Below are 22,441 nucleotides of genomic sequence, written 5' to 3'. Positions count from 1 at the left end.
ATACCCCTATAACCGCATTATATACAACGCCCTAGTCACAATGTGACATGTGAGTCTCTTTTTCAAAATAAAAATGACTTTTTTGAATTATTTAAGGGATTTTAGGAAAAATGCACAAAAAATATCGGCCGATTGACCGCTTTTTATCGGGGTTGGTTCAAAAAAAAGGGGCGAGGCTTGCTCAACATTGCCAAAACAAGGGTCGCGAGGTTTGTGACGACGACGGCAAACAAAAAAGCTACGGAAAACCTCCCGTAGCTAGTTCGTCGCTGGCGCAACTGAATGATTGGAGCTTACTCATTGATTGGCGCATCGCGGTGCGAGCAACCAGGCTGCGCAAGCCGCTCAGTAGCCCGGCCACAGCCCCGCCCCCGCTTCACGATGCCAGGCCCGCTCCACCTCACGACCCGCACCACTAGGCCCGCTTCAACCGCAAGGACATGGCGTTCAACGCCACGATCACAGTGGAGAAGGACATGATGATCGCGCCGATCGCCGGGGACAAGACGAAGCCGATCGGGGCCAAGACGCCCGCCGCTAATGGAATCGCGATCAAGTTGTAACCAGCACCCCACCAAAGGTTTTCGATCATTTTCCGATTGGTCGCTTGCGCCAGATTGAGGAAGTTCAAAATATCCGCCGGATCACTATGAACCAAGATCACATCAGCCGCATCAATGGCCACATCAGTCCCCGCGCCGATCGCCACACCAATATCGGCTCGGACCAAGGCCGGCGCGTCATTGACGCCATCGCCGACCATCATCACGTGATGACCAGCAGCTTGATACTCACGGACAACTTTTTCTTTATCTTCTGGCAGTAAATGCGCCTTGAATTCGGTGATGCCCAAACTCGCGGCAACTTTCGCGGCCGTCGCCTGATTATCCCCGGTCAGCATAACCGGCGTGATCCCGCGAGCTTGTAAGGACTTGATGAAGCTGCGGGCGCTATCCTTGATCTGATCTCCGGCGGCGAAAATCGCCACCACCTGCTGACCGCGGATCAAATAGCTCACACTATTGCCCTGGTCAGCCAAGTTAGCAAATTCTGCTTGGTCATAAGCCAGCTGATGCTGCTGTAAATAATTGACGGTGACGATTTGATAAGCTTGGCCATCGATTGTCCCAGCTAAGCCGACCCCTTTGATTGTTTGGACGTCGGTAGCTTCAGGCAAAGTTAACTGGGCTTTTTTGACCGCGCTCAGAACACCAGTGGCGATTGGATGGCTACTATGTTGCTCCAACCCACCGATCAATTGCAGCGCCTGATCATCGCTCAACTCTTTTTGGTAGCTGTGGACAGCATTCAAGGTGAAATTACCTTCTGTTAAGGTCCCAGTCTTGTCCAAGAAAACATGGGTGATCGTTTTCGCGTTCTCCAAAGCTTGACGTTCTTGGATCAACAAACCATTGACCGCGGCTAGTGAGGTACTGCGCGCGACCACTAACGGTACCGCCACTCCTAAAGCGTGGGGGCAGGCAATCACCAAAACCGCCACCATTCGTTCCAGCGCGGTCGCCATGTCGGCGTTGAAGCCCCAAACAACGAAGGTCAGGATCCCTGCAACCAAAGCGAAGTAGAACAACCAGCCGGCGACCTTGTCCGCCATGGTTTCTGATTTCGACTTGTCATTTTGCGCCCGGCCGATCAATTTCATCACTTGCGATAAATAACCACTTTCGCCAGTGCCCGTGACCTTGATCGTCAAAGTACCATCGCCATTGACGGAACCGCCGATCACCGTTGCGCCCACTTCTTTATTGATCGCCTTTGATTCACCAGTGACCAAAGATTCATTGACTTGACTTTGACCATTGAGGATCGTCCCATCGGCCGGGATTGACTCCCCACCACGGACAATCAAGAGATCATTGACCTTGATCTGGGCTAAAGGCCGCTCAACAACTGCGCCATCAGCAAGCTGAACATGCGCTTGGCTGGGCAATAACTGCGCCATTTTCTCCAGGGCATCGCCGGCCTTCATCATCGCGTTCATCTCGATCCAGTGACCCAATAACATGATCAAGATCAGCGTAGCCAATTCAGTGAAAAAGTCCATCACATGATGATTGCCTAAGAAATTCCGGGCGATAAAGGCGTAGACACTATAGAAGTAAGAGACGGAGATTCCCAGAGAAATCAAGGTCATCATCGCCGGCTTTTTGTCCTTGAGTTCATAATAAGCCGCGTTAATGAACGTCCAGCCACCATAGAAGAACAGCACAGTAGCGCTGACTAAAACTAGCCATTCGGAACCAGGAAACGCCGGGATCACCGCCCGACTGAAGCCCATGATCTGGGACAACAACAGCACTGGGATCGCCATGACCACCGAGACCCAAAACTTCTTCTTTAAATTACCCATGTGCATCATGTGGCCGCCGTGCATCATCATATCGCCATCCATCTCGCCCATGTCATGATCCATCCCAGCCATATCATGCCCCATCATGCTATGGTTCATTTTGCTGTGATCCATTTGGCTATGATCCATTTTACTGTGGTCCATTTTGCTGTGACCCATTTGACTGTGATCCATTTGGCTATGATCCATTTTGCTGTGGTCCACTTTACTGTGTTCCATTTTGCTGTGACCCATTTGACTGTGATCCATTTTACTGTGGTCCATCTGCTTGTGATCGTTCATTTCGTTTTTGGTCATTCGTGACACTCCCCTTTGGTTTCGACTTGGCAGTCCGCTAAGCAATCACAGGCGACAACCGCCGGCGCAGTTGCTTGCTTGGTTGCGATCAGTTGGCTCAGTTCGGTCAAATCTTGCTGACTCAATGTATTGTTCTTGACGAGACGAATCAGGGTCGGCCCCACATGCATCGCGCATAAATTGGCAAAAAGCGCGTCGGTTTGCTGATTGATCCCCGCTTGTTCTGTGATCGTCGCTTGATAAACATAAGGACGTTGGGTTCCTTGACGTTGCAGATAGCCTTTTTGTTGCAGGCGTCGAATCAGCGTCTTGATCGTTGATTCGGTCCAAGCCATTTTCTCCTGCAAGCTGCTGATCAGTTCATGGGTCTGAGCGCCGTTCAAGGTCCAAACGATCCGCATGACCTCCCACTCTGCTGGGCTGATTTCTGGTAAATTTTCAGGTTGCGTTGACGTCATCGTTGCCGCCTGCCTTTCATTAGGATGAGTTAAGTTTACAATTGTAGACTTATTTTGTCAACCACTTTTACTTACTTTTTTTCGCAGATAAATCTATGATGTCCGCAGCTTGCGCTACGAAATTCGGGGTGAGCTCGCTGTGGGCGTCACTTTGAGCTTTTCGGAAGGGCACCGAAAATCTCAAAGCTGAGCCTTATTCTAAGCGGCAAAGCCGCTAAGAATAACGACACGGCGATCTCACCCCGAATTTCTCCGCTCCAGCCGCTCAACGTTTTAACAGACGTTTGAGCACTCACGCCGACTGGCAAGCTATCATCAATTGATGAGGATCCACGCAAATAACCAAATAGTCGCATTTTAAGTAATGGACGAGAATCATAAAAAAGGGGCTGGCCGTGTTGAGCGTTAATCCTCTGTGAGCCAAAATTATCCGGAATAGAATCCACAAACAAGCTAAGCATGCGAACTACGTGTTGATCATTGACTTTTATTTTAAAGGGGATCGATAATGTCGAATTTAAGGTTACCAGAAGGTGGTTGCGGTGCTTACATAAAAAAGCCCCAAAATTCCGGAAAAATTCGGAATTTTGGGGCTTTTATTTTTGAAAATCGAATTGTGTCCTACCTAGCTCAAAAAAGATAAAATCACTTGATCGACAAAGTTAAGTTCATATTAAGCGCATTCGCAATTTTTGATAGCGTGACAATGCTTGTATTGTGCCCTTTCTCAATTCTAGCAATCGTATTTCGTGGAATACCTGATCTTTCAGATAATTGTGTTTGAGTAAGACCCGCGGCTTCCCTTGCCTTGAAAACGGCCACGGCACTAACCTGCTTGCTATGCTCCTCCTTGTACAGTTCAGCAAATTCTGGATCTTTCAATTGTTCCCTAATTAAATCATCAACGGCCTTCTTAATCAAAATGCGCACCTCCATCTGTCGTTTGCCATTCTAGACGAACACGCTTGGCATGTTCTATCTCTCTTTTTGGCGTCTTATTAGTTTTCTTAGTAAACCCATGAGTGATCAGGTAGTTCCCATTGTGAACATGAAAATACAAAGCACGCTGAATATTTGAACCAACCTTGGATCGAAGCTCAAAAAGATTATCATCTATTTTTTTGACATACTCCATTCTGGAAGCAGTAGCAATTCCAACAGTTTCTACTGTTTGAATTGTCGTCAATAACTTAACTCGATCCTTAATTGGCAAGTTGTTGATATAGTCTAGGAATTCGCTTTTCCCGTTGGAACCAACATAGTAATCAAAATGTACTTTTTTCATATGCCGATTGTAACATATATGTTGCAATCGTTCAATAGGCAATGACCATTGGATGTAAAATACCATAAATATCAAAAAGCTAACAAACAAATGAGATTAGCTAGATCGTACAGCGTTAGACCATAGTTTAAACCTGATGAAAGCGTAAAAGTTGTGTATTTTTAGTGTGGATTGGTTAAGCGTCAAGATCTAAGCGCATTTTCTATTTACTCACTCCGATCTAGTGATTAGTATGTCATGCGAAATCGAAGTTATCAACCCACTAATATTTCAAGGGAAATCGATAAAGTGGTTTGATTATTGCTATCCTATTTGAACGCAGTAACCAACTCCTGACACTTATTTTTTCGTTAGATTTAAGGTTGTCCGAAGATTGTGCCGATACCTAAGTAAAAAGCCCCAAAATTCCGAAAAAGTTCGGAATTCTGGGACCTTTATTTTTTAAAACTAGAATTATGTCCTGACGGCTCATTGATAAGCCTGGTTGAATCTTAATTCGTCAGCGTGGCTTACTTCAAGGTGTCCTTGACCAACTTGATGTTATCATCATTCGTCAAAGATTCGTTCAAAGCTTTGTCAGCCATTTTAGCCATTTCAGCCGTGTCCAAACGTTTCATCAAGGAACGGATCTTCAAAATCGAAGTCGCGCTCATGGAGAACTCGTCAAGACCTAAACCAACTAAAATCGGCGCCATGATTGGGTCACCAGCAGCTTCGCCACACATGCCAGCCCACTTGCCTTCTTTATGCGCAGAGTCGATTACATGCTTGACTAAGCGCAAAATAGATGGGTTATAAGGTTGGTATAGGTAAGAAACGTGCTCGTTGCCCCGATCAGCAGCCATGGTATATTGGATCAGATCGTTGGTCCCAATACTGAAGAAATCAACTTCCTTCGCAAATTGGTCGGCTAAAACAGCCGCCGCAGGGATTTCGATCATGATCCCAACTTCATATTTGCCGACTTCAGTGCCTTCAGCGACTAATTTAGCTTTTTCTTCATCAAGAATTGCTTTGGCTTGGCGGAATTCTTGCAAGGTCGCGATCATTGGGAACATGATTCGCAAGTGACCGAACGCAGACGCGCGCAATAACGCACGTAATTGGGTCCGGAAAATATCCTGTCGGCTCAAGCTGATCCGGATCGCCCGGTAGCCTAAGAATGGATTCATTTCTTCAGGAAGTGGCAAGTATGGTAAATGCTTGTCGCCCCCGATATCCATGGTCCGAACAACAACAGGCTTGCCATTCATGCCTTCGATGACCGCTTTATAAGCGTCGAATTGGTCGTCTTCGGTTGGCAGTTCTGGAGAGTCCATATAAAGGAACTCTGTCCGATAAAGGCCAATCGCTTCTGCCCCATTATCGGTAGCGCCAGCCAGGTCTTTTGGTGTGCCAATGTTGGCCGCCAATTCGAAATGCTTACCGTCAGCGGTTTCTGTCCGAGCGTCACGTAACTTCGCCCATTCAGCTTTTTGGGCCGCATATTCTTTCGCCAGCTGCTGATATTTCGCAACATCAGCCGCGGTTGGTTCAACAACGATGTCGCCGGTATTCCCGTCGACAATGACTTGTTGATCAGCTTTGATATCAGTGGTGACCGTCCCAGCGCCAACGATGGCCGGAATCTCTAAAGAGCGGGCCATGATCGCGGAATGAGCCGTCCGCCCACCAATATCGGTGACGAAAGCTTTGACGTATTTCTTGTTCAACTGTGCCGTATCACTAGGCGTCAAGTCATGAGCGACGATAATGACTTCTTCATCGATCAAGGCCGGATTAGGCAGTTCGACCCCTAACAAGTGCGCCATGATCCGCTTGGTAACATCGCGGACGTCAGCGGCGCGTTCTTGCATATAAGGATTATCTGTCATCGCCTCAAACATATTGATGAACGTGGTCGCAACATCATCCAAAGCGGATTCCGCGTTGACTTTCTCATCTTCGATCTTTTGTTTGACGGCGCCTGTGAATTCAGGGTCCGCTAAAATCATCATATGCGCATCAAAAACTTGGGCTTCTTCTTCGCCCAAGCTTTTGCTTGCGATATCTCGGATTTGTTGTAACTCGGAATTAGATTTAGCGATGGCGCTTTGCAAACGATCGGTTTCTTTCGTTACATCATTGATTGCAGACTTCGAAAATGACAAATCAGGTTGAACAAGGAGATAGGCTTTGGCGATTGCAACGCCGTCACTAGCCGCAATCCCTTTCAAGGTTGTAGTCATTATTCAGAAAGTCCTTCTTTCTTCATTGTCTCGTCAACGGCAACGATTGCTTCGGCTTCATCAGCGCCATCAGCAGAGATCGTAACATCTGCGCCTTGACCAACGCCTAAGGACATTACACCCATGATTGACTTCAAGTTAACTGACTTACCTTTGTATTCAAGGTTGATGTCTGAGTTGAACTTGCTAGCAGTTTGAACCAAGAGAGTTGCAGGACGAGCATGAATACCAGTCTCAGCAATAACATGAAAATCGCGTTTTTCCATTATAATGAGCTCCTTCATAAATAAAAAATTTTTGGTTGCGTTAAAAAACACAACCGTGAAACAGGTCCGTTTTCGGACGCTGTTTGCTACAACCTAAATGCTACCATTTTTTGCCAAATACTACAAGAATTTTTGAACGTTAACCTGCCAAAAATCGGCTTATTTATTGAACGTTACCGCTTTCATCAAATCGATAGATCACTGTACCATTTCGCTTGGCTTCACCCACGATTTCTTTCCGTTGCGGGAACTCTAACCAAGCTTTTCGGAAGTTCATGAAGTCCTTTTCTGTCACTGTTAATGACGATATCTCACCATTGACCAACGCTTGTAATTGCTGCGAATAATCGGAAGTCATTTTGATTGCCCACCTTGTCTTTGAAGATTTAAAATAGTTTTAAGAGCTAGACCCCTTTGTTCAAGGTGCCATCTAAAGCTTATGAAAATTTGGTCAGAATTACAAGCCTTAGCACTTGTGCCCATAGAGTGCTAATACTATAATACAAGCATAGGTCAACAAAGGTCAAACTTTGCCCGACCTTTTTTACCAGAAGCGACACATCCAGAAAGGTGTGATGGAGACAATGTTATGCCAAAATTGTCATCAAAATGAAGCCACGATTCATTTATATACGACGGTTAATGGGCAGCGCCGGGAAATCGACCTGTGCCAAAACTGCTATCAACAACTAAAAAATGAAGTTGGTCAAGGAGGTAATTCAAGTATGGCCCAAGATCCATTTGGTTTTTCTGACCTTAACGATATGTTACGCGCAATTGGCGGTCAAGGCAATGATCCCAACGCTGGCTTGCAGCAGCAACAAGAGCGCCCATCCCAAGCGCAACCGGGCCAAGGTGGCCGGGGCAATCGGCGGGGTAATGGCGTGCTCGCCCAATTCGGCGTCAATTTGACCGATCAAGCGCGCCAAGGTAAGATCGACCCGGTCATCGGCCGCGATAGCGAAATCGCCCGGGTGATCGAGATTCTCAACCGCCGGACCAAGAACAACCCGGTTTTGATCGGGGAAGCCGGCGTGGGTAAGACCGCTGTTGTCGAAGGCTTGGCGCAGAAGATCGTCGATGGCGATGTACCCGCCAAATTACAAAATAAAGAAATCATTCGCTTGGACGTGGTTTCCTTAGTTCAAGGAACCGGTGTCCGCGGTCAATTCGAACAGCGGATGCAGCAAATGATCCAAGAATTGCAACGCAACCCTAATATTATTTTATTCATTGATGAAATCCACGAAATCGTCGGCGCCGGTAACGCTGAAGGCGGCATGGATGCGGGTAACGTCTTGAAACCGGCGCTGGCTCGCGGCGAACTGCAATTAGTTGGCGCCACGACCATGAATGAATACCGGACCATCGAAAAGGACTCCGCCTTAGCGCGGCGGCTCCAACCGGTCACGGTGAATGAACCGACTCAAGCGGAAACCGTCGCGATTCTCAAGGGCTTACAACCACGCTACGAAGATTATCATCATGTGCGCTATTCCGCGGAAGCGATCAAAGCGGCAGTCAGCCTGTCGGCGCGTTATATCCAGGATCGCTTTCTACCCGACAAGGCAATTGACTTGCTCGATGAATCCGGCTCAAAGAAGAATCTCACTTTGACCAATATTGACCCGAAAGTGATCGAAGAAAAGATCCAATCAGCGGAATCGCAGAAGCAAGAAGCGTTGCAGCAAGAAGATTATGAGCGGGCAGCCTACTTCCGTGATCAAATCGAAAAGCTCAACAAAATGAAGAACAACCAAGCCTCCGCCGATGGTGATCGGCCTGTGATCACGGAGAAGGATATGGAACAGATCGTTGAAGAGAAGACCCATATTCCCGTTGGCGAATTGCGGGCGCAAGAACAAGCGCAATTAAAGAACCTGTCAGAAGATCTGGAGGCCAAGGTGATTGGCCAAGATCAAGCGGTTGACAAGGTTGCCCGCGCGATTCGACGGAATCGGATCGGCTTCAATAAATCCGGACGACCGATCGGCTCCTTCCTCTTTGTTGGTCCCACTGGTGTCGGCAAAACCGAGCTGGCCAAGCAATTGGCCCAAGAGCTGTTTGGCTCCCAAGACTCAATGATCCGCTTTGACATGAGTGAATACATGGAAAAGCACAGCGTTTCGAAATTGATCGGGTCACCTCCTGGCTATGTTGGCTACGAAGAGGCCGGTCAATTGACCGAGAAAGTGCGGCGGAATCCTTACAGCCTAGTCCTGCTTGATGAAATCGAAAAGGCCCATCCTGATGTCATGCATATGTTCCTGCAGATTCTTGATGACGGCCGCTTGACCGATTCGCAAGGACGCACCGTTTCCTTCAAAGATACCATTATTATTATGACCTCCAACGCCGGCCAAGGTGATGTTGAAGCCAATGTTGGTTTCGGTGCCGCGGCCACAGGCGAAACACATTCGGTTTTGGACAAATTAACTGATTTCTTCAAGCCGGAGTTCCTCAACCGTTTCGATGACATTGTCGAATTCAATTCATTGACCAAGGCTAACTTGATGAAGATCGTCGATTTGATGATCAACGACACCAATACTATGATCGCGGATAAAGGGTTGACCATCCACGTTACCGAACCGGTTAAGGAGAAGTTGGTCGATCTGGGCTACGATCCGACCATGGGCGCGCGGCCATTGCGGCGGGTGATCCAGGAGCAGATCGAAGACCGCGTCGCCGACTTTTATCTTGATCATCCGAAAATCAAGCAATTGGAAGCACGCATCGTTGACGACCAGATCAGGATCGGTGAACAACGGCATGACGAACCCAGCGTGACCACCACTAGCGAGGTTACGAAAGACTAAGCTTGCCACGAACGGCCCGCAGCACCGCGAGCCTATTAAAAAAGTTTTTCCAACAGCGGCGTCAAGATTCTCGGATCTTGACGCCGCTGTTTTTGGTTAAAAGATGATCTGACTGTTGAATGAAGGCTTGCTGTAACCTAGCTGGATCAGCGGACAGATTAGTCTAAATGGCTAATTGTCGTCTTTCTAAATTAAGCCGCTATCGCAGCGATAAACTGCCGCTTTCAGGCTGATTTAAAAGGCAATGAAGCCGACTTAATTTTCCACTTGACTCAGCCAGACAACTTTTTTAACGAAAAAAGGGAATTTTCGCGAAATAAGGGACGAAACGTTTTCAAAACCGAACATTTTATTCTATACTAATGTTAGCGAGTTCTACACAAAAAAATCAACCTCGGAGGGATCAGATGAGACTTTTTGATGTAACCAATAGCTTCAGTAAATTAGTCCATAACCAACTAGCTGGAACAGACGCTAAATTGGTCAAAGTATATTCGTTAGGCAACGTGACCGTTGTCTACACGAAGGCGCCCACCCACCAGGAAATTCTGATGAAGAGCGAACACCGTGACATTTCTGAAGATGAGATCGATTTCGCCATTAAAACCTTGATCAAACAACGGCCGAAGAAAACAGAAATTATTCGTGGCAATCATTTAGCCGAAATTTCTGTTCAGACCCGTGTCTAACTCACCAAGGACTATTTCTAGGAGGTCGCAGCATGTCGCTTTCTGATGGGGATCCAGCCAAGGAAAGGCCGTTGACTTCTGCGGCGGACCCTAGCGCCGCCGTGCCCGCCACTGGTCAAGTGACCCGGCGGCAGCATCAAGATCTAGCCGTTTGGATCCGCTATTTGGATAGTACCAATCATCAACTTGCAGAGCCTCGCCAAATTTGGGGGGCTTTTCGTAGTGAGCTCCATATTCCTTGGCAAACGATCCCCGGCTACCTTTTATACGATATTCGCCACTATCAGACCCAATTTCTGCTCAATCAGGCGGAGATCGACCTAATCTACACCAAACAATTGGCCGCGCCCCTGATGGTTTTCCATGAGGATGAGGCTGGCCAGCTTTTGGTTCCGCCGCTGTTTATTCATGGGGAATTGAACCGCCGCTATAACATTGAACCTTTGGCCCAGTATCGGCAAGATTTCGTCCGGGTGGATCATGATCCTCAGGGGCTTTTCGGCCAAGTGGTCCAACAATTACACTTCCAATATCGGCTGACCGCGGGCCAACGCCCCATCGACTTACCGCGGGATAACGCGGTCACTATGCGGCAAGCCAAGCAAGCCTATTTAGCGCCCCACTATGGCCAGCCCTTGGAATGGCCCTTACCAGCGGGCTCGACCTGGCAAATTTTTACCACCATCAAGAATCCGCGAGATCACAGCATTTGGTTCAATTTGGGTGGTGATTTGTGGATTGACAGTTTGAACACACAATTACGCCAACACCCGCATTTGCCCACCCAAGCTCCCCCAACGAAGAAATCACGGAATCTTTTAGCGGCGATGCCCTTTGCCGTTATGACCCGGGATTCGACAGTACGCCGGGGACAGATCAAGGCCAGTCCCAGCTTTCCGATTTCGCAGTGGACATTTCCTTACGGTCAAGTCGTGGCGCAACGTCTGGCGGATCAGACCGAGGTCGGGATCAAATGTCTGCTAACTTTGGAAAACGGCAGTCAGTGGGTCCAGCTAGATAGCGGCTACTATATTGAAATGAAATACTTGTTGGCCTAGCGGCGGTCAGGGCGGCAAACTTGGCGCGGCGTTTACTTACAACAAGGCCAAAAAGAGTCAAGCTGGAATTTCCGGCTTGACTCTTTTTATAAACATGCTTCATTGGTTGATCAGGGCCAGTAACTGCTGCTGGAACCGCTCACGCTGTTGCAATTGCGTGTTTCCTAAGTCCAGGTCAGTCTGTCCTTGATAAGGATTGGCCAAGGTCGCAATCAACTGGCGGCTGGTACTGGTCATCACCGCAATGCGCGAACCGCAGAAAAGCGCCTCATTCAGGTCATGGGTGATCAATAGCAAACTCACCTGCTCTTGTCGCCAAATACTCAACATCAATTGTTGCATTTTCTGGCGGGTAAAGGCATCCAGCGCGCCGAATGGTTCATCCAGCAATAATAACGGCGGTCGCGGCGCCAAAGCCCGCGCGATCGCGACCCGCTGCCGCATCCCCCCTGACAAGGCAAAAACTTTCTTGTGCGCCTGCGCTTCCAAGTCAATCAATTGCAGCAGCTGCGCCACTCGCGCCTGGACCGTTGCCGGCGCTTGCTGGGCCGCGCGCAAGCCAAAGCCAATATTTTGGGCGACATCATACCAAGGATACAAGGATGAATTCTGGAAGACAACGCCCCGTTGGCTGGCCGGTCCCGTAATTGCTTGGCCGGACATGGTCAAGCGCCCCTCATAGGGAATAAACCCTGCGATCGCGTTGAGCAAAGTGCTTTTGCCACAACCAGAGGGGCCAACCAAGGCAACGATTTCATTGGTGGCGATCGTCAAATCAGTCTGCCACAAAATTGGCGGCTGTTGACCGTAACGAACCGTTAACCCATCCGCGACAATCAATGCAGTCATGGCTGCCTCCCACCTTTCCAAATAAAATCAATGAATTGCTGTTCTGAGGGCGCCGTCGTAATCGTTTGCTGGCTGGCCATAAATCGGCCCGTCCGTGTCATCGCCTGAACAAAGGCGCCACTGCCGCCTGCCGGCCCTAAATAAGCCGACGAGAATTCGGCGCTAGCACCAGGCCAGGTTGTCCCTTGCATTTGTAGGCGGGCCTCGCGTTGGCTAATGCCGACTTGTCGAGCCGCAGCGCTGACCGCCTGGGCGAAATCCTCCCGACGCAATTGATGCGCTCGATCCAGTGTCGAAACGAAGCGTGCGGTCAAGCGCGGATGATCTTGGGCAAATCGGGTCCGCACCAAGGTAATATTCCCTGTTGTGATCCCCTGCTGAGCCAAATCGGCGCTATCACACAACACATCCGCCTCGGGCAACAGTTGCGCCAAAGTGGGCTGCCAAGTATAGGCCGCGTCAATATTGCCCCGTTGCCAAGCCGCCACGATATTTTGTGTATCCATATCCAATAAAGTCACTTGATCCCGAATTCCCGCCTGGCTCAAGGCGCTCATCAGACTATAGTGCGACGTCGAGGCAAACGGAGTGGCGATTTTCCTGCCGACCAAGTCCTCAACGCGCTTGATTTTCGCGCCGCGCCGCACGACCAAGGCCTCATTGGCGCCGCAGATCTCATTGATCCAACACAATTGGACCGGAATCTCCGCGGCCAGGGCCACCACGCCGTTGGTATCACCCATCGTCGCGAAATCCACCCCACCGGAAAGTAACGCCTTATTCGCGTCTACCCCCGAATCGAAAGTGATAAACTTCAATTTCTGGTGAGGAAAAGCTGCCTGAAAATAGCCCAGTTGCCGCGCCACCGCCACATCATTGGGCGTATTCAAAATACCAATGCAGATCTCGGTCACGGCCTGACCTGTTTGCGAGCGTTGACACCCGCTAACTCCCTGCGCCAAAATCAGCGCCATCAAGCCCAACATAAGCCCTCGCCACCAGCTGCGGTGCCGCCTGTGGTTCCTTGGATTTCTGGGAGGCCAGCGCCGCGCCAGCCAGTGCCGGCCCATCAGAGTTGCCCCTTCCAGAAAATCAGCCGCCGCTCCAGTCGCTGTAAAAGCCAATCCAGCAATAGTCCTAGCCCACCCAGCAGCAGAATTCCGAGAAACATCACACTACTTTTCAAATATTTGGAGGCATCGATCACCATCCAACCAATGCCTGAGGTAGAGGCGACCATTTCCGCCGCTACCAAGGTGGAGAAGGACACGCCCACCGCCGTGCGAATCCCGGTGAACAAGCTAGGCAAGGCCCCAGGAAAAATAACCCAACGAAAGATCTGCCCCTTGCTGGCGCCCAGCGAGCGCGCGCTCAGTTGGTAGTCCTGATTCAAATTACGGACCCCCTCCACTCCGGCTAAATAAATCGGCGCGAACGCCGCCAAGTAGAGCAGAATGATCTTCGAGGACTCGCCGATCCCAAACCAAAGAATCAGCAAGGTATAGTAAGCTAGCGGCGGGATCGGCCGATAGAATTGGACCAGCGAATCGACCAAGCCATTGACGGTAGTCGACATACCCGAAGCCAATCCCAGCGGTACCGCGGTCACAAGCGCCAACAAAATCGCGCTCAACAAGCGCCACAAGGTGATGCCCAAATGTTGCCAGAAGGGAATGCCATTATAACCGTGTTGCCAAATCGCCACGAAAGTCCGCACCACTTCCTCCGGCGCCGGAAATAAAATCGCCGAAACTAAATGTAGCCGAGTCACGACTTCCCAAAGCAAAAGGAGGACCAGCCAAACGGCCAAAGTTAGTTTACGTTTTTTGGACATTTTTGGATCCTCCTTTTTTTGAAATCATTTCATGACTTACAACAAATCGAAGCGGTAATTCGTGACGATCGGTTGCCGTCCGGTGACTTGATCTTGGAAGTATTCATATTCACACAGACCTAAGAACGAGCCGACAATATTGTAAACCTGACGATAGCCGAGATTGCCCAGGGCGCGCACCATGTTATAGCTCCGTTGGCTGGATAAACAATGAATATAGACGGGACGGTCCGCTGGAATCTCCGCCAAACGTTGGCGGAACTCGCTTAGAGGAATGTTGATCGCGTTGATAATGTGGCCTTCCGCATATTCGTTCGGCTCGCGGGCGTCAATGATCAGCGCTTTTTTCTCGACTAATTTCCGCACTTCGGTAACCGGCACTTGTTGATACTCACCGTTCAAAATATTCTCAGCGACTAAGGCCGCCATGTTGACCGCGTTCTTGGCCGTGCTGAACCATGGCGAGTAGCAAACCTCCAAATGAGTCAGGTCGGAGACTTTCCCGTGCATCGCGATCATTGTCGCAACAATATCGATCTGTTTGTCCACATCGGATTTGCCGACTGCTTGAGCGCCGAGCACTTCACCACTTGGATAAGCAAACACCAACTTCAAGTACAGTGGGGTCGCGTCTGGCATCAAGCCGACCCGATTCTTCGGAATCACCGTGGTCGCGCGGAAATCAATGCCCTCCCGTTGGCAATGTTTCTCGGTCAACCCAGTGGAAGCCACATTCAAATCGAAAATATGAATCGCTTGGGACCCGATAAAACCGCTATTTTGCACAGTGCGGCCATACATATGGTCTACCGCATCCCGTGCTTCCATTTGCGCTGGGAAAGCCAAAGCCAGGCGGGTCTTCTTCCGGGTCAACAGATGATTGACTTCAATAGCATCGCCCACCGCGTAAACGTCTGGCAATGAAGTCTGATAGTGTTGATCAACGGCGATCCCACCAGTCAAGCCTAATTTGCAGCCGATCTTGGTCGCCAATTCCGTTTCCGGCGCTACCCCGATCGCCACGATCACTGCTTGCGCCTTGATGGCCCGCCCGGAACCGAGAATCGCGGCTTCAGCGGTGATTTCCGCCAAGCCTTCTTTAAGAATCACATCAATCCCGTGGTCGTACAATTCTTTGTGGATCAATTGGGCGAAATCTTCATCGATCGTCCCCAAAACATGGTCAGCCGCTTCGATCAAGGAAATATGGCGACCGGTTTTGGCCAGATTCTCACACATCTCCAAACCGATAAAACCACCGCCAACAATGGCGACATCAGTGACATGGTTGACCTCAAGGAAGGTATGGATCTTCTTGATATCGACCACATTCCGGACGGTGAAAACATTATCGCGATCGATGCCCTTGATACAAGCTGGCATGACTGGCTTGGCACCTGGTGACAGAACTAGCTCATCATAACTAACTTGCTTCAGCTCACCGGTTTTTGTCTGTTTGACCGCGACCGTCTTGGCCACCGGATCCACGTCGATCACTTCAGAATTGACTTGCGCGTCTATGTTATATTGCGCCTTGAATTGCTCTGGTGACATCAAGACGATATCATCGGCGTTTTCAATCAAACCACCTAAGTAATACGGTAAGGAACAGTTGGAAAACGAAACGTGTGGTCCTCGTTCAAACATGGTGATTTCCGCGTGTTCATCTAACCGCCGCGCCCGTGCCGCCGCTGAAGCGCCACCTGCGACGCCACCGACGATTACAATTTTTTTATGAGTCATGTCATGTCCTCCTTGAATGAAGCCAACCGCATTAGTTTCCAGCTGGCCAAAATAATTAACTGAATCACTTACTAGCCGCGACGATTGCCTTAGCAACCGCAGGCGATTTAATCCCCGTAAACAGCTTGAGACACACGGTTGCCGATAATCCCGCCGAGGACCAAGACAATCAAGAAAATCCAGCCTGACAGTGAGAATTGGGCGATTGGACTGTATAAAGCACCCACGTTACAGCCGTTAGCTAACCGCGTGCCAAAGCCCATTGTGAAGCCACCCAAAGCATACATGACAGTTGTCTTGACCGTCAAACTTGGCACCGCATGGATCGTTTCTTTGAATAATCCTGAGGTCAGAATAAAGACCGCCGCGCCCAGAAAAATCCCGAAATCTTGCACCGTCATCGCGTTGCTTAACCAAGAACCGGTGAAAACTTCCGCGCTTTGATGGGTAAATGCCGCCAGGGACGCGCCTGAAACACCGAAAATATTCAGCACTTTGCCAAACCAGAACCCATAAGGCGTGGAGGCGCCCCAGCCTGACTTGGTCAAGGCCATCATTAAAATGAAAATGATCGTTAGTCCAACCGCCCCTTGTTTCAAAGTCCAAGGCCGGGTGAACAACACGTCATAAGTATGGTCGCTCTTTAATTCGAACTCGGCCACTTTATTTTCATAGTTGGCATCTTGCGCCCGCTCTGATAAAACCCCGCGGTAAGTATGCGCGTTACGCCGCTTCTTCTCATAACGGTAAGCCAAGTAAGTGACGATCGCGCAGAAAATCCCCGTAATGATCACCGCGCCTAAGTAGCCGTTCAGAATACCACCTTTGAACCAGTCCGGCATGAAGACGCCATTTGAGTATTTTGCGCCGGTCGCGGTGGTGAACCAAGAATCTTTGACCCACGATTGCGTCGCTTGCAGTGGGAACCCAAGAAAAACGCCCAGCATGAAGAAAACCAAAGTTACCCCTGCCCGTGGCAAATCCGTCGCCAAGTCGGTCATCACGCCGGAAGCACAACAAGAAGAAAACGACATCCCAAATCCGAACAGCAGACCACCGAGCAATAAGCCCAGATTGATTGGATTGACCCATAATGAATATTTGGTCACATCTGGCTCTAACATGAGAAAACCAGCGACCGCCACTGACGTGATAAAGAACATGAACATCAACGTCCGCATTAATTTCGTGGACCCTGTATTGTAAGCCCGATTCACACTACCCGCAAAGCCGGTATATGACCGCGACAAGATATAACCCAACGCCAACCCAAATAATAAACGAATATAATGCATATTGGTTGGTAAAACAAACGGTGCACCAACCAGTAGAATCAACAATAACCCAAACCCTAAGATCCGATCTAGATGCTTCATTTCGCCATCCCTTTCTCCATAAACCTGAATAAGTGCGATAAAAAAATAATGATGAGTTTTCAGCTGAAGATTGCTCACCCTTAGATTAGCATAAATATTCTTAATGTTTAAGGGGTACCATGTGAATGGGAGCCCTTTCCTGATTGTGATTTTATTATAAAATCAGCCGAGATTTAGACCGAATCGTCATGTTATAAAATGATAATCGCTGTCACTACAGCATTAGGTAGAAAATACTTAAATTGTTTATTTCACAATAAATTCGTGATATTATATTTCTATATGTTCTCATAAATAATATTTATAAAAGGGAGTAAACGCTGATGTTTCAGGATTTAACTGTCTTTCAAAAGGTTTACGAGACCCGCTCGATCACCAAAGCGGCGAAGGATCTTTATGTGACTCAACCCAGTATTTCGATTCAAATTAAGAAACTGGAAGCTCATCTTGGCGTCAAATTATTCGAGCGTAGCGGCAATAAAGGCGTGGTGCCCACCGAAAACGCCAACCGTTTCTATCGGGACTCGCAAATTATCCTCCAGAATTGGGAAAACTCACTGAACCATTTGGTCAAAAGCCACCGCAGTCCCCGCATCCGCTGTGCGATTGGGGTTTCGCCGACGACCTCGTTGTTTGTTTTGCCAAAATTAATGGAAAATCTGCAAAACTATTTTGATCAATTTGATTTCGAAATCATTACCGCTGATTCTGAAGTGATCTTGGAAGATATTCTCAAACACGAAATCGCTTTTGGCATCTTGGAGAAACCCTTCGTGGCCCAACAGGTCGAACAGATGGCCTTTACTTCCGACGAATTGGTCCTGGCCGGCAACTTAGAAAGTCCTGAATGGATCATTGGTCGTGCCGGTTCAACGCAACGGGAATATACCGAACGCTATTTCAACGAACATCATATTCGACCGACCCACTTGATCAAGGTCAGCGATGATAATTTGATCACCAAGCTGGTCAGCATGCGTATTGGCAAGGCGATCGTCTCCAAGCGTTCGATCACAGATACTTTGTTGCCCTACCAGCAGCTTTCCAGTGACTTCCGACGGGAGTTCTATTTATTGAGTCCGACAATTTCCAGTTCAACTGAGATTCAGAAGCTAATCAATCGGATCAAGACGTTACTACCCCAATTTCATTACTGAGGGTTGGTGTGGTGGAACGCGGCACTTCGCAGACAAAAGTATCTTGGCCGCAGCTTGCGCTGCGAAATTCGGGGTGAGCTCGCTGTGGGCGCTGTTTTGAGCCAATCCGCAAAGTGCGCGGCTTGTCTCAAAATCAGGCCTTGTCCTAAGCGGCAGAGCCGCCAAGGACAATTTCACGGCGATCTCACCCCGAATTTCTCCGCTCCAGCCGCTCAACGTTATAACAGCCGTTTGAGCACTCCCGCCAACCAGCAAGCTATGGTCAATTGATGGAGATCCACGGAAATAACGGCCGTGGTTAGTGGTCACAAGCTTTAAATTGGTGACACCAGCACAGTCTGTCTGATGAACCTGGGCAGGTTCTCAATGAATCAACTGAATCGGTCAGTTTCCAACCAGAATCCGTTTAAGTTAGTAAGATAAAGATGTTGACTCTACTCGAAATGTACCAACCTACAAATCTGAATCTGTTGATGTTGCAGTACCACCAAAAAAGTTGGCGATTTTCTGACCTCTAGCTTGCAAAAGCACTTCGTGAGATATCCGACTCCGATTGCAGATAGGCTCGATTCTGCCTAGCAACCGCCTCAGGACGTGTGGCTCAGCGGTGAGATTATTCTTAGCGATTTATCGCTTAGAATAAGGCTCGATTTGAAGACAAGCCGCTGGGCTTGCGGATTGGCTTCAAACGATGCCCACCGCGTTCCAGCCACGACAAACGTCCTGAGGCGGTTGCGTCACCACCCAAACCCGAGCACACCCGCAATCGAGCGCTGGTCCTGAACCGTGACCGACAAAAAAGATCAAAAAAGCTATCCCAACAAAGTTGAGATAGCCGTAAATCAGTTGTTATTTTTACAGTTTAGCGGTTAGCTTGACATCAGGATATTTATCCCGGAACCAGTTCTCGGCGAAGCGATTCTCAAACAAGAAGAGCGGCTGCCCAGCCAAATCCTTGACCAACAAGTTACGATTCGAGGACATCTTTTGATCCAATTGTTCTGAGTCGATCCAGCGCGCGATCCGCGAGCCGATTGGTTTCATTGTCACTTCCGAATTGTATTCGTGGAGCATCCGGTATTGGAACACTTCAAATTGCAACTGACCGACCGCGCCTAAAATATATTCGTCGGTGGTGTAAGTTTTATACAACTGAACCGCGCCTTCTTGAACCAGCTGTTGCATGCCCTTATGGAAGGACTTCTGTTTCATCACGTTCTTGGCGCGAACTTCCATGAACAATTCCGGGGTAAATTGCGGTAATTTCTCAAACTCGATCGTTCGTTTACCGCCGAAAATACTATCACCGATCTGGAAATTGCCAGTATCATAAAGACCCACGATATCGCCAGCCACGGCGCTGGAGACTTGTTCTCGCTCATCTGACATGAATTCCGTCGCGTTATTCAGACGGAGCACCTTGCCCGTTCGCGCCAAGGTCACGTTCATGCCCTTGGTAAATTCGCCAGAGCAAATACGAATAAAGGCGATCCGATCACGGTGAGCCGGATTCATATTGGCCTGGATCTTGAAAACAAATCCGGAGAAATCCTCATCCGTCGCGCTAAGCTCACCCCCATCTTGCAATAAATGTTCGCTGGGAGCTGGCGCCATACTCAGGAAACTTTTCAGAAAAGTTTCCACCCCGAAGTTGGTCAACGCCGAGCCGAAATAAACTGGCGTCTGCTGGCCTTGTTGAACCTTGGCCAAATCAAACTGATTGCCTGCCTCATTGAGCAACTCCACATCGGCCAAGGCCTGTTGGAAGACAGACTCTTCTTTTAATGGTTGGTCACCGATCAGATCGCCGCTATCCGGATCCAACGGCAGAAAACGCTGATCAGGATTAGTCGGTCGGTATAATTCGACCCGCTGTTGCCGCCGGTTGTAAAGTCCCAGCAGCCCCTTTCCCATGCCGATTGGCCAGTTCATGGCAACGCCTTCGATGTCCAGTAATTCTTCCAATTCCGCGATCAGATCCAGGGGTTCGCGGCCATCACGGTCCAATTTATTCATGAAGGTGAAAATCGGGATACCCCGCTTTTTAACGACTTTAAAGAGTTTCTTGGTTTGTGGCTCGATCCCTTTCGCGGAGTCGATTACCATCACGGCGGCGTCCACGGCCATCAAGGTCCGGTAAGTATCTTCCGAGAAGTCCTCATGCCCAGGGGTGTCCAAAATATTGACCCGTTTGCCTTCGAAATCAAACTGCATCACGGAACTTGTTACCGAAATGCCCCGCTTTTTTTCGATCTCCATCCAGTCAGAAGTCGCGAAATTGCCCGACTTCTTGGCCTTGACCGTTCCCGCCTGCCGAATCACGCCACCAAAGAGCAACATTTGCTCGGTGATCGTGGTTTTACCGGCATCGGGGTGAGAAATAATTGCGAAGGTCCGCCGTTTTTCCACGGCTTGCTTTAATTGTTGATTATCCATTTTTTGCCTCTTTCATAAAACAATGCCAACTAGAAATTATCAGAAATTATCGTGTTCGCGCGGCGAAATCACTGTTGCTGCTGACAAACCGCATGACTTAAAGCCAAGAACGTCGGAATTGCCGGGATCGCTCGCCGAAAAACAGTGAAGACAGCGCCGCACACATTTGCACCGAACAAAAGCGCGACAGCAAGAACTGACCTTGCCGTCGCGCACCTGCTACTCTGGCGCCTCTGAATCTGTTTCCGTGACTTCTGGGGGCAATTCTAAGGTCAAATTCTCCAAACGTGAGCCCTGGACTAAGCCTGTGGTCAAGATCATGCCATTATCCAGTTTCACTTGTAAATGTTGACCGTTTTGCGGAATCGTCCCTAACTCGGTGATCACGAAGCCAGCGATCGTATCAACATCATCATTTTCCAGATTCGTTGAAAATTGATCATTGAAATCGGACAGCGGCATTTTACCCGCGATCACATATTTGTGCTCATTGACCTTTGAGAAAAGTGTTTCTGTCGCGTCGGATTCATCATCGATGTCCCCGACGATTTCTTCGATCAAGTCCTCGATCGTGGCCAAACCGACCACACCACCGTATTCATCCAGCAAGATTGCCATCTGTTGGTGGGTTTTTTGCATTTCTAACAGTAATTCATTAATGGTGATGGTTTCGGGAACGAACAAAGGCTGCGTCATGATCTCGGCCAACTTCAAATTATCGAAGCCAACTTCCCGGGCCTGTTGCAAAATCTTCTTGATGTGCAAAACGCCGACCACAATATCCTTGTCCTCACGATAAACCGGCACTCGAGAATACGGTTGATCCAAAATCAAATCGATATTCTCACTATCAGTGTCGTTGATGTCGATCATAAACGCGTCAGTCCGCGGCACCATGACTTCCCGGGCCATAATATCATTGAAATTGATGATCCCTTCGAGCATATTGTACTCATCAGGATTGATCACCCCAGTTTTCCGCGATTTCTCGATCACGGAAAGCATTTCGTCACGAGTTACCTGACTATCCGTCGTGGACAAATCGGCGGGTGTGATTTTGACCAATAGATTCGTTGACGCGGAAAGCAACCAGACAAAGGGCCGCATAAAGCCACGCACGAACTTGATCGGTCCCACACTCATCTTTGCGACTTGTTCCGCCTTGGCTAAGGCGATCTGCTTCGGGAACAATTCCCCGAAAACCAATGAGATATACGACAAAATGATCGTGATCACGATCACTGAAACCTGTGGACCCCAACTGGCATCGCCGAATAATGGGGTCAAAAGTTTGGCCATTGAAGTTGCGGCGCTGGCCGATGATAAGAAACCAGCGAAGGTGATTGCAACTTGGATCGTCGCTAGGAAACTGCTGGAGTCATTCATGACTTGCAGCAAGGACTGGGCTTTTTTGTCGCCATCGCTTGCCTCAGTTTCGATCCTAGTACGATTAACGGAGACGATCGCCATTTCGGCCGCAGCAAAGAACGCATTCACCAAGGTCAAAATCGCGATCAAAAGTATCTGTCCACCCAACGAAGAACTGGCCGGGTCACCACTCATTAATAAATCCACTCA

Annotated in this window: 21 protein-coding genes; 4 read left to right on the top strand and 17 right to left on the bottom strand. The window is 48.9% G+C overall.

From position 1 onward, the window contains the following. Nucleotides 1-415: 415 nt before the first annotated feature. The 8 genes from ACYVSB_RS08965 to ACYVSB_RS08930 all read right to left on the bottom strand — a co-directional run bounded on the left by ACYVSB_RS08965 (nucleotide 416) and on the right by ACYVSB_RS08930 (nucleotide 7,260). Complete coding sequence (locus ACYVSB_RS08965) at nucleotides 416-2,665, bottom strand: heavy metal translocating P-type ATPase (protein ID WP_461219167.1); 2,250 nt, start codon at nucleotides 2,663-2,665, stop codon at nucleotides 416-418. Further along, on the bottom strand, nucleotides 2,662-3,123 hold the full coding sequence (locus tag ACYVSB_RS08960; RefSeq protein WP_461219166.1) for a CopY/TcrY family copper transport repressor: 462 nt from the start codon (nucleotides 3,121-3,123) through the stop codon (nucleotides 2,662-2,664). Before ACYVSB_RS08960 ends, ACYVSB_RS08965 begins: the two co-directional genes overlap by 4 nt. 146 nt (nucleotides 3,124-3,269) lie before the next feature. Then, nucleotides 3,270-3,479 carry a hypothetical protein gene (locus tag ACYVSB_RS08955; protein WP_461219165.1) on the bottom strand — a complete coding sequence of 70 codons (210 nt, stop codon included), beginning with the start codon at nucleotides 3,477-3,479 and terminating at the stop codon, nucleotides 3,270-3,272. A 289-nt stretch (nucleotides 3,480-3,768) separates the two neighbouring features. Further along, entirely contained in the window at nucleotides 3,769-4,044 is a 276-nt protein-coding gene (locus ACYVSB_RS08950) for a helix-turn-helix domain-containing protein (protein ID WP_461219164.1), read from the bottom strand. Next, the gene (locus ACYVSB_RS08945) at nucleotides 4,037-4,408 is read right to left on the bottom strand and encodes a type II toxin-antitoxin system RelE/ParE family toxin (RefSeq protein WP_461219163.1); all 372 of its coding nucleotides are present in this window, start codon (nucleotides 4,406-4,408) and stop codon (nucleotides 4,037-4,039) included. The genes ACYVSB_RS08950 and ACYVSB_RS08945 overlap by 8 nt, the downstream gene beginning before the upstream one ends. A gap of 509 nt (nucleotides 4,409-4,917) precedes the next feature. Continuing rightward, nucleotides 4,918-6,636, bottom strand: a complete 1,719-nt coding sequence (ptsP, locus tag ACYVSB_RS08940) for a phosphoenolpyruvate--protein phosphotransferase (protein ID WP_461219162.1) — start codon at nucleotides 6,634-6,636, stop codon at nucleotides 4,918-4,920. Beyond that, nucleotides 6,636-6,902: a phosphocarrier protein HPr gene (locus tag ACYVSB_RS08935; protein ID WP_125596480.1), complete on the bottom strand. Its 267-nt coding sequence runs from the start codon at nucleotides 6,900-6,902 to the stop codon at nucleotides 6,636-6,638. Before ACYVSB_RS08935 ends, ptsP begins: the two co-directional genes overlap by 1 nt. 163 nt (nucleotides 6,903-7,065) lie before the next feature. Further along, nucleotides 7,066-7,260, bottom strand: coding sequence for a hypothetical protein (locus ACYVSB_RS08930; RefSeq protein ID WP_125596482.1), 195 nt, complete (start codon nucleotides 7,258-7,260; stop codon nucleotides 7,066-7,068). Between the two features lie 226 nt (nucleotides 7,261-7,486). Here ACYVSB_RS08930 and ACYVSB_RS08925 point away from each other — a divergent pair, with 226 nt between their 5' ends. The 3 genes from ACYVSB_RS08925 to ACYVSB_RS08915 all read left to right on the top strand — a co-directional run bounded on the left by ACYVSB_RS08925 (nucleotide 7,487) and on the right by ACYVSB_RS08915 (nucleotide 11,468). Continuing rightward, on the top strand, nucleotides 7,487-9,721 hold the full coding sequence (locus ACYVSB_RS08925) for an ATP-dependent Clp protease ATP-binding subunit (protein WP_461219178.1): 2,235 nt from the start codon (nucleotides 7,487-7,489) through the stop codon (nucleotides 9,719-9,721). Nucleotides 9,722-10,128: 407 nt separating this feature from the next. Continuing rightward, entirely contained in the window at nucleotides 10,129-10,410 is a 282-nt protein-coding gene (locus ACYVSB_RS08920; RefSeq protein WP_125596485.1) for a DUF1827 family protein, read from the top strand. Between the two features lie 32 nt (nucleotides 10,411-10,442). After that, complete coding sequence (locus tag ACYVSB_RS08915) at nucleotides 10,443-11,468, top strand: MucBP domain-containing protein (protein ID WP_461219161.1); 1,026 nt, start codon at nucleotides 10,443-10,445, stop codon at nucleotides 11,466-11,468. Between the two features lie 99 nt (nucleotides 11,469-11,567). Here the strand turns inward: ACYVSB_RS08915 and ACYVSB_RS08910 are convergent, their stop codons facing one another. The 5 genes from ACYVSB_RS08910 to ACYVSB_RS08890 form a co-directional block, all read right to left on the bottom strand. Continuing rightward, a complete protein-coding gene (locus ACYVSB_RS08910) occupies nucleotides 11,568-12,317 on the bottom strand; it encodes an ABC transporter ATP-binding protein (RefSeq protein WP_461219160.1) in 750 nt (249 codons plus the stop codon). Next, nucleotides 12,314-13,303, bottom strand: a complete 990-nt coding sequence (locus tag ACYVSB_RS08905) for a taurine ABC transporter substrate-binding protein (protein ID WP_461219159.1) — start codon at nucleotides 13,301-13,303, stop codon at nucleotides 12,314-12,316. Before ACYVSB_RS08905 ends, ACYVSB_RS08910 begins: the two co-directional genes overlap by 4 nt. 83 nt (nucleotides 13,304-13,386) lie before the next feature. Beyond that, on the bottom strand, nucleotides 13,387-14,151 hold the full coding sequence (locus tag ACYVSB_RS08900; RefSeq protein ID WP_461219158.1) for an ABC transporter permease: 765 nt from the start codon (nucleotides 14,149-14,151) through the stop codon (nucleotides 13,387-13,389). 36 nt (nucleotides 14,152-14,187) lie between these two features. Next, on the bottom strand, nucleotides 14,188-15,894 hold the full coding sequence (locus ACYVSB_RS08895) for an FAD-dependent oxidoreductase (protein ID WP_461219157.1): 1,707 nt from the start codon (nucleotides 15,892-15,894) through the stop codon (nucleotides 14,188-14,190). 107 nt (nucleotides 15,895-16,001) lie between these two features. After that, nucleotides 16,002-17,270, bottom strand: coding sequence for a YeeE/YedE family protein (locus ACYVSB_RS08890; RefSeq protein WP_461219156.1), 1,269 nt, complete (start codon nucleotides 17,268-17,270; stop codon nucleotides 16,002-16,004). A gap of 323 nt (nucleotides 17,271-17,593) precedes the next feature. On the opposite strand from ACYVSB_RS08890, the gene ACYVSB_RS08885 reads away from it, so the two are divergent. Next, nucleotides 17,594-18,427 carry a LysR family transcriptional regulator gene (locus ACYVSB_RS08885; RefSeq protein WP_461219155.1) on the top strand — a complete coding sequence of 278 codons (834 nt, stop codon included), beginning with the start codon at nucleotides 17,594-17,596 and terminating at the stop codon, nucleotides 18,425-18,427. Here the strand turns inward: ACYVSB_RS08885 and ACYVSB_RS08880 are convergent. From ACYVSB_RS08880 to ACYVSB_RS08865, 4 genes are all read right to left on the bottom strand, one after another. Beyond that, nucleotides 18,407-18,736: a hypothetical protein gene (locus tag ACYVSB_RS08880; protein ID WP_461219154.1), complete on the bottom strand. Its 330-nt coding sequence runs from the start codon at nucleotides 18,734-18,736 to the stop codon at nucleotides 18,407-18,409. The genes ACYVSB_RS08885 and ACYVSB_RS08880 overlap by 21 nt on opposite strands. 278 nt (nucleotides 18,737-19,014) lie before the next feature. Then, nucleotides 19,015-19,140 carry a hypothetical protein gene (locus ACYVSB_RS08875; RefSeq protein WP_263853211.1) on the bottom strand — a complete coding sequence of 42 codons (126 nt, stop codon included), beginning with the start codon at nucleotides 19,138-19,140 and terminating at the stop codon, nucleotides 19,015-19,017. 142 nt (nucleotides 19,141-19,282) lie between these two features. After that, on the bottom strand, nucleotides 19,283-20,863 hold the full coding sequence (locus ACYVSB_RS08870) for a peptide chain release factor 3 (protein ID WP_461219153.1): 1,581 nt from the start codon (nucleotides 20,861-20,863) through the stop codon (nucleotides 19,283-19,285). A gap of 219 nt (nucleotides 20,864-21,082) precedes the next feature. Continuing rightward, nucleotides 21,083-22,426 carry a hemolysin family protein gene (locus tag ACYVSB_RS08865; protein ID WP_461219152.1) on the bottom strand — a complete coding sequence of 448 codons (1,344 nt, stop codon included), beginning with the start codon at nucleotides 22,424-22,426 and terminating at the stop codon, nucleotides 21,083-21,085. Nucleotides 22,427-22,441: the final 15 nt, after the last annotated feature.

It is taken from the genome of Lapidilactobacillus salsurivasis (assembly GCF_054785215.1).
This window is presented reverse-complemented; position numbering and strand designations above follow the sequence as displayed.

Coding starts and splice junctions, on each gene's coding strand:
- ACYVSB_RS08965 (WP_461219167.1), bottom strand. CDS start 2,665: ATGACCAAAAACGAAATGAACGATCACAAGCAGATGGACCACAGTAAA.
- ACYVSB_RS08960 (WP_461219166.1), bottom strand. CDS start 3,123: ATGACGTCAACGCAACCTGAAAATTTACCAGAAATCAGCCCAGCAGAG.
- ACYVSB_RS08955 (WP_461219165.1), bottom strand. CDS start 3,479: ATGCGACTATTTGGTTATTTGCGTGGATCCTCATCAATTGATGATAGC.
- ACYVSB_RS08945 (WP_461219163.1), bottom strand. CDS start 4,408: ATGAAAAAAGTACATTTTGATTACTATGTTGGTTCCAACGGGAAAAGC.
- ptsP (WP_461219162.1), bottom strand. CDS start 6,636: ATGACTACAACCTTGAAAGGGATTGCGGCTAGTGACGGCGTTGCAATC.
- ACYVSB_RS08935 (WP_125596480.1), bottom strand. CDS start 6,902: ATGGAAAAACGCGATTTTCATGTTATTGCTGAGACTGGTATTCATGCT.
- ACYVSB_RS08930 (WP_125596482.1), bottom strand. CDS start 7,260: ATGACTTCCGATTATTCGCAGCAATTACAAGCGTTGGTCAATGGTGAG.
- ACYVSB_RS08925 (WP_461219178.1), top strand. CDS start 7,487: ATGTTATGCCAAAATTGTCATCAAAATGAAGCCACGATTCATTTATAT.
- ACYVSB_RS08920 (WP_125596485.1), top strand. CDS start 10,129: ATGAGACTTTTTGATGTAACCAATAGCTTCAGTAAATTAGTCCATAAC.
- ACYVSB_RS08915 (WP_461219161.1), top strand. CDS start 10,443: ATGTCGCTTTCTGATGGGGATCCAGCCAAGGAAAGGCCGTTGACTTCT.
- ACYVSB_RS08910 (WP_461219160.1), bottom strand. CDS start 12,317: ATGACTGCATTGATTGTCGCGGATGGGTTAACGGTTCGTTACGGTCAA.
- ACYVSB_RS08905 (WP_461219159.1), bottom strand. CDS start 13,303: ATGTTGGGCTTGATGGCGCTGATTTTGGCGCAGGGAGTTAGCGGGTGT.
- ACYVSB_RS08900 (WP_461219158.1), bottom strand. CDS start 14,151: ATGTCCAAAAAACGTAAACTAACTTTGGCCGTTTGGCTGGTCCTCCTT.
- ACYVSB_RS08895 (WP_461219157.1), bottom strand. CDS start 15,894: ATGACTCATAAAAAAATTGTAATCGTCGGTGGCGTCGCAGGTGGCGCT.
- ACYVSB_RS08890 (WP_461219156.1), bottom strand. CDS start 17,270: ATGAAGCATCTAGATCGGATCTTAGGGTTTGGGTTATTGTTGATTCTA.
- ACYVSB_RS08885 (WP_461219155.1), top strand. CDS start 17,594: ATGTTTCAGGATTTAACTGTCTTTCAAAAGGTTTACGAGACCCGCTCG.
- ACYVSB_RS08870 (WP_461219153.1), bottom strand. CDS start 20,863: ATGGATAATCAACAATTAAAGCAAGCCGTGGAAAAACGGCGGACCTTC.
- ACYVSB_RS08865 (WP_461219152.1), bottom strand. CDS start 22,426: ATGAGTGGTGACCCGGCCAGTTCTTCGTTGGGTGGACAGATACTTTTG.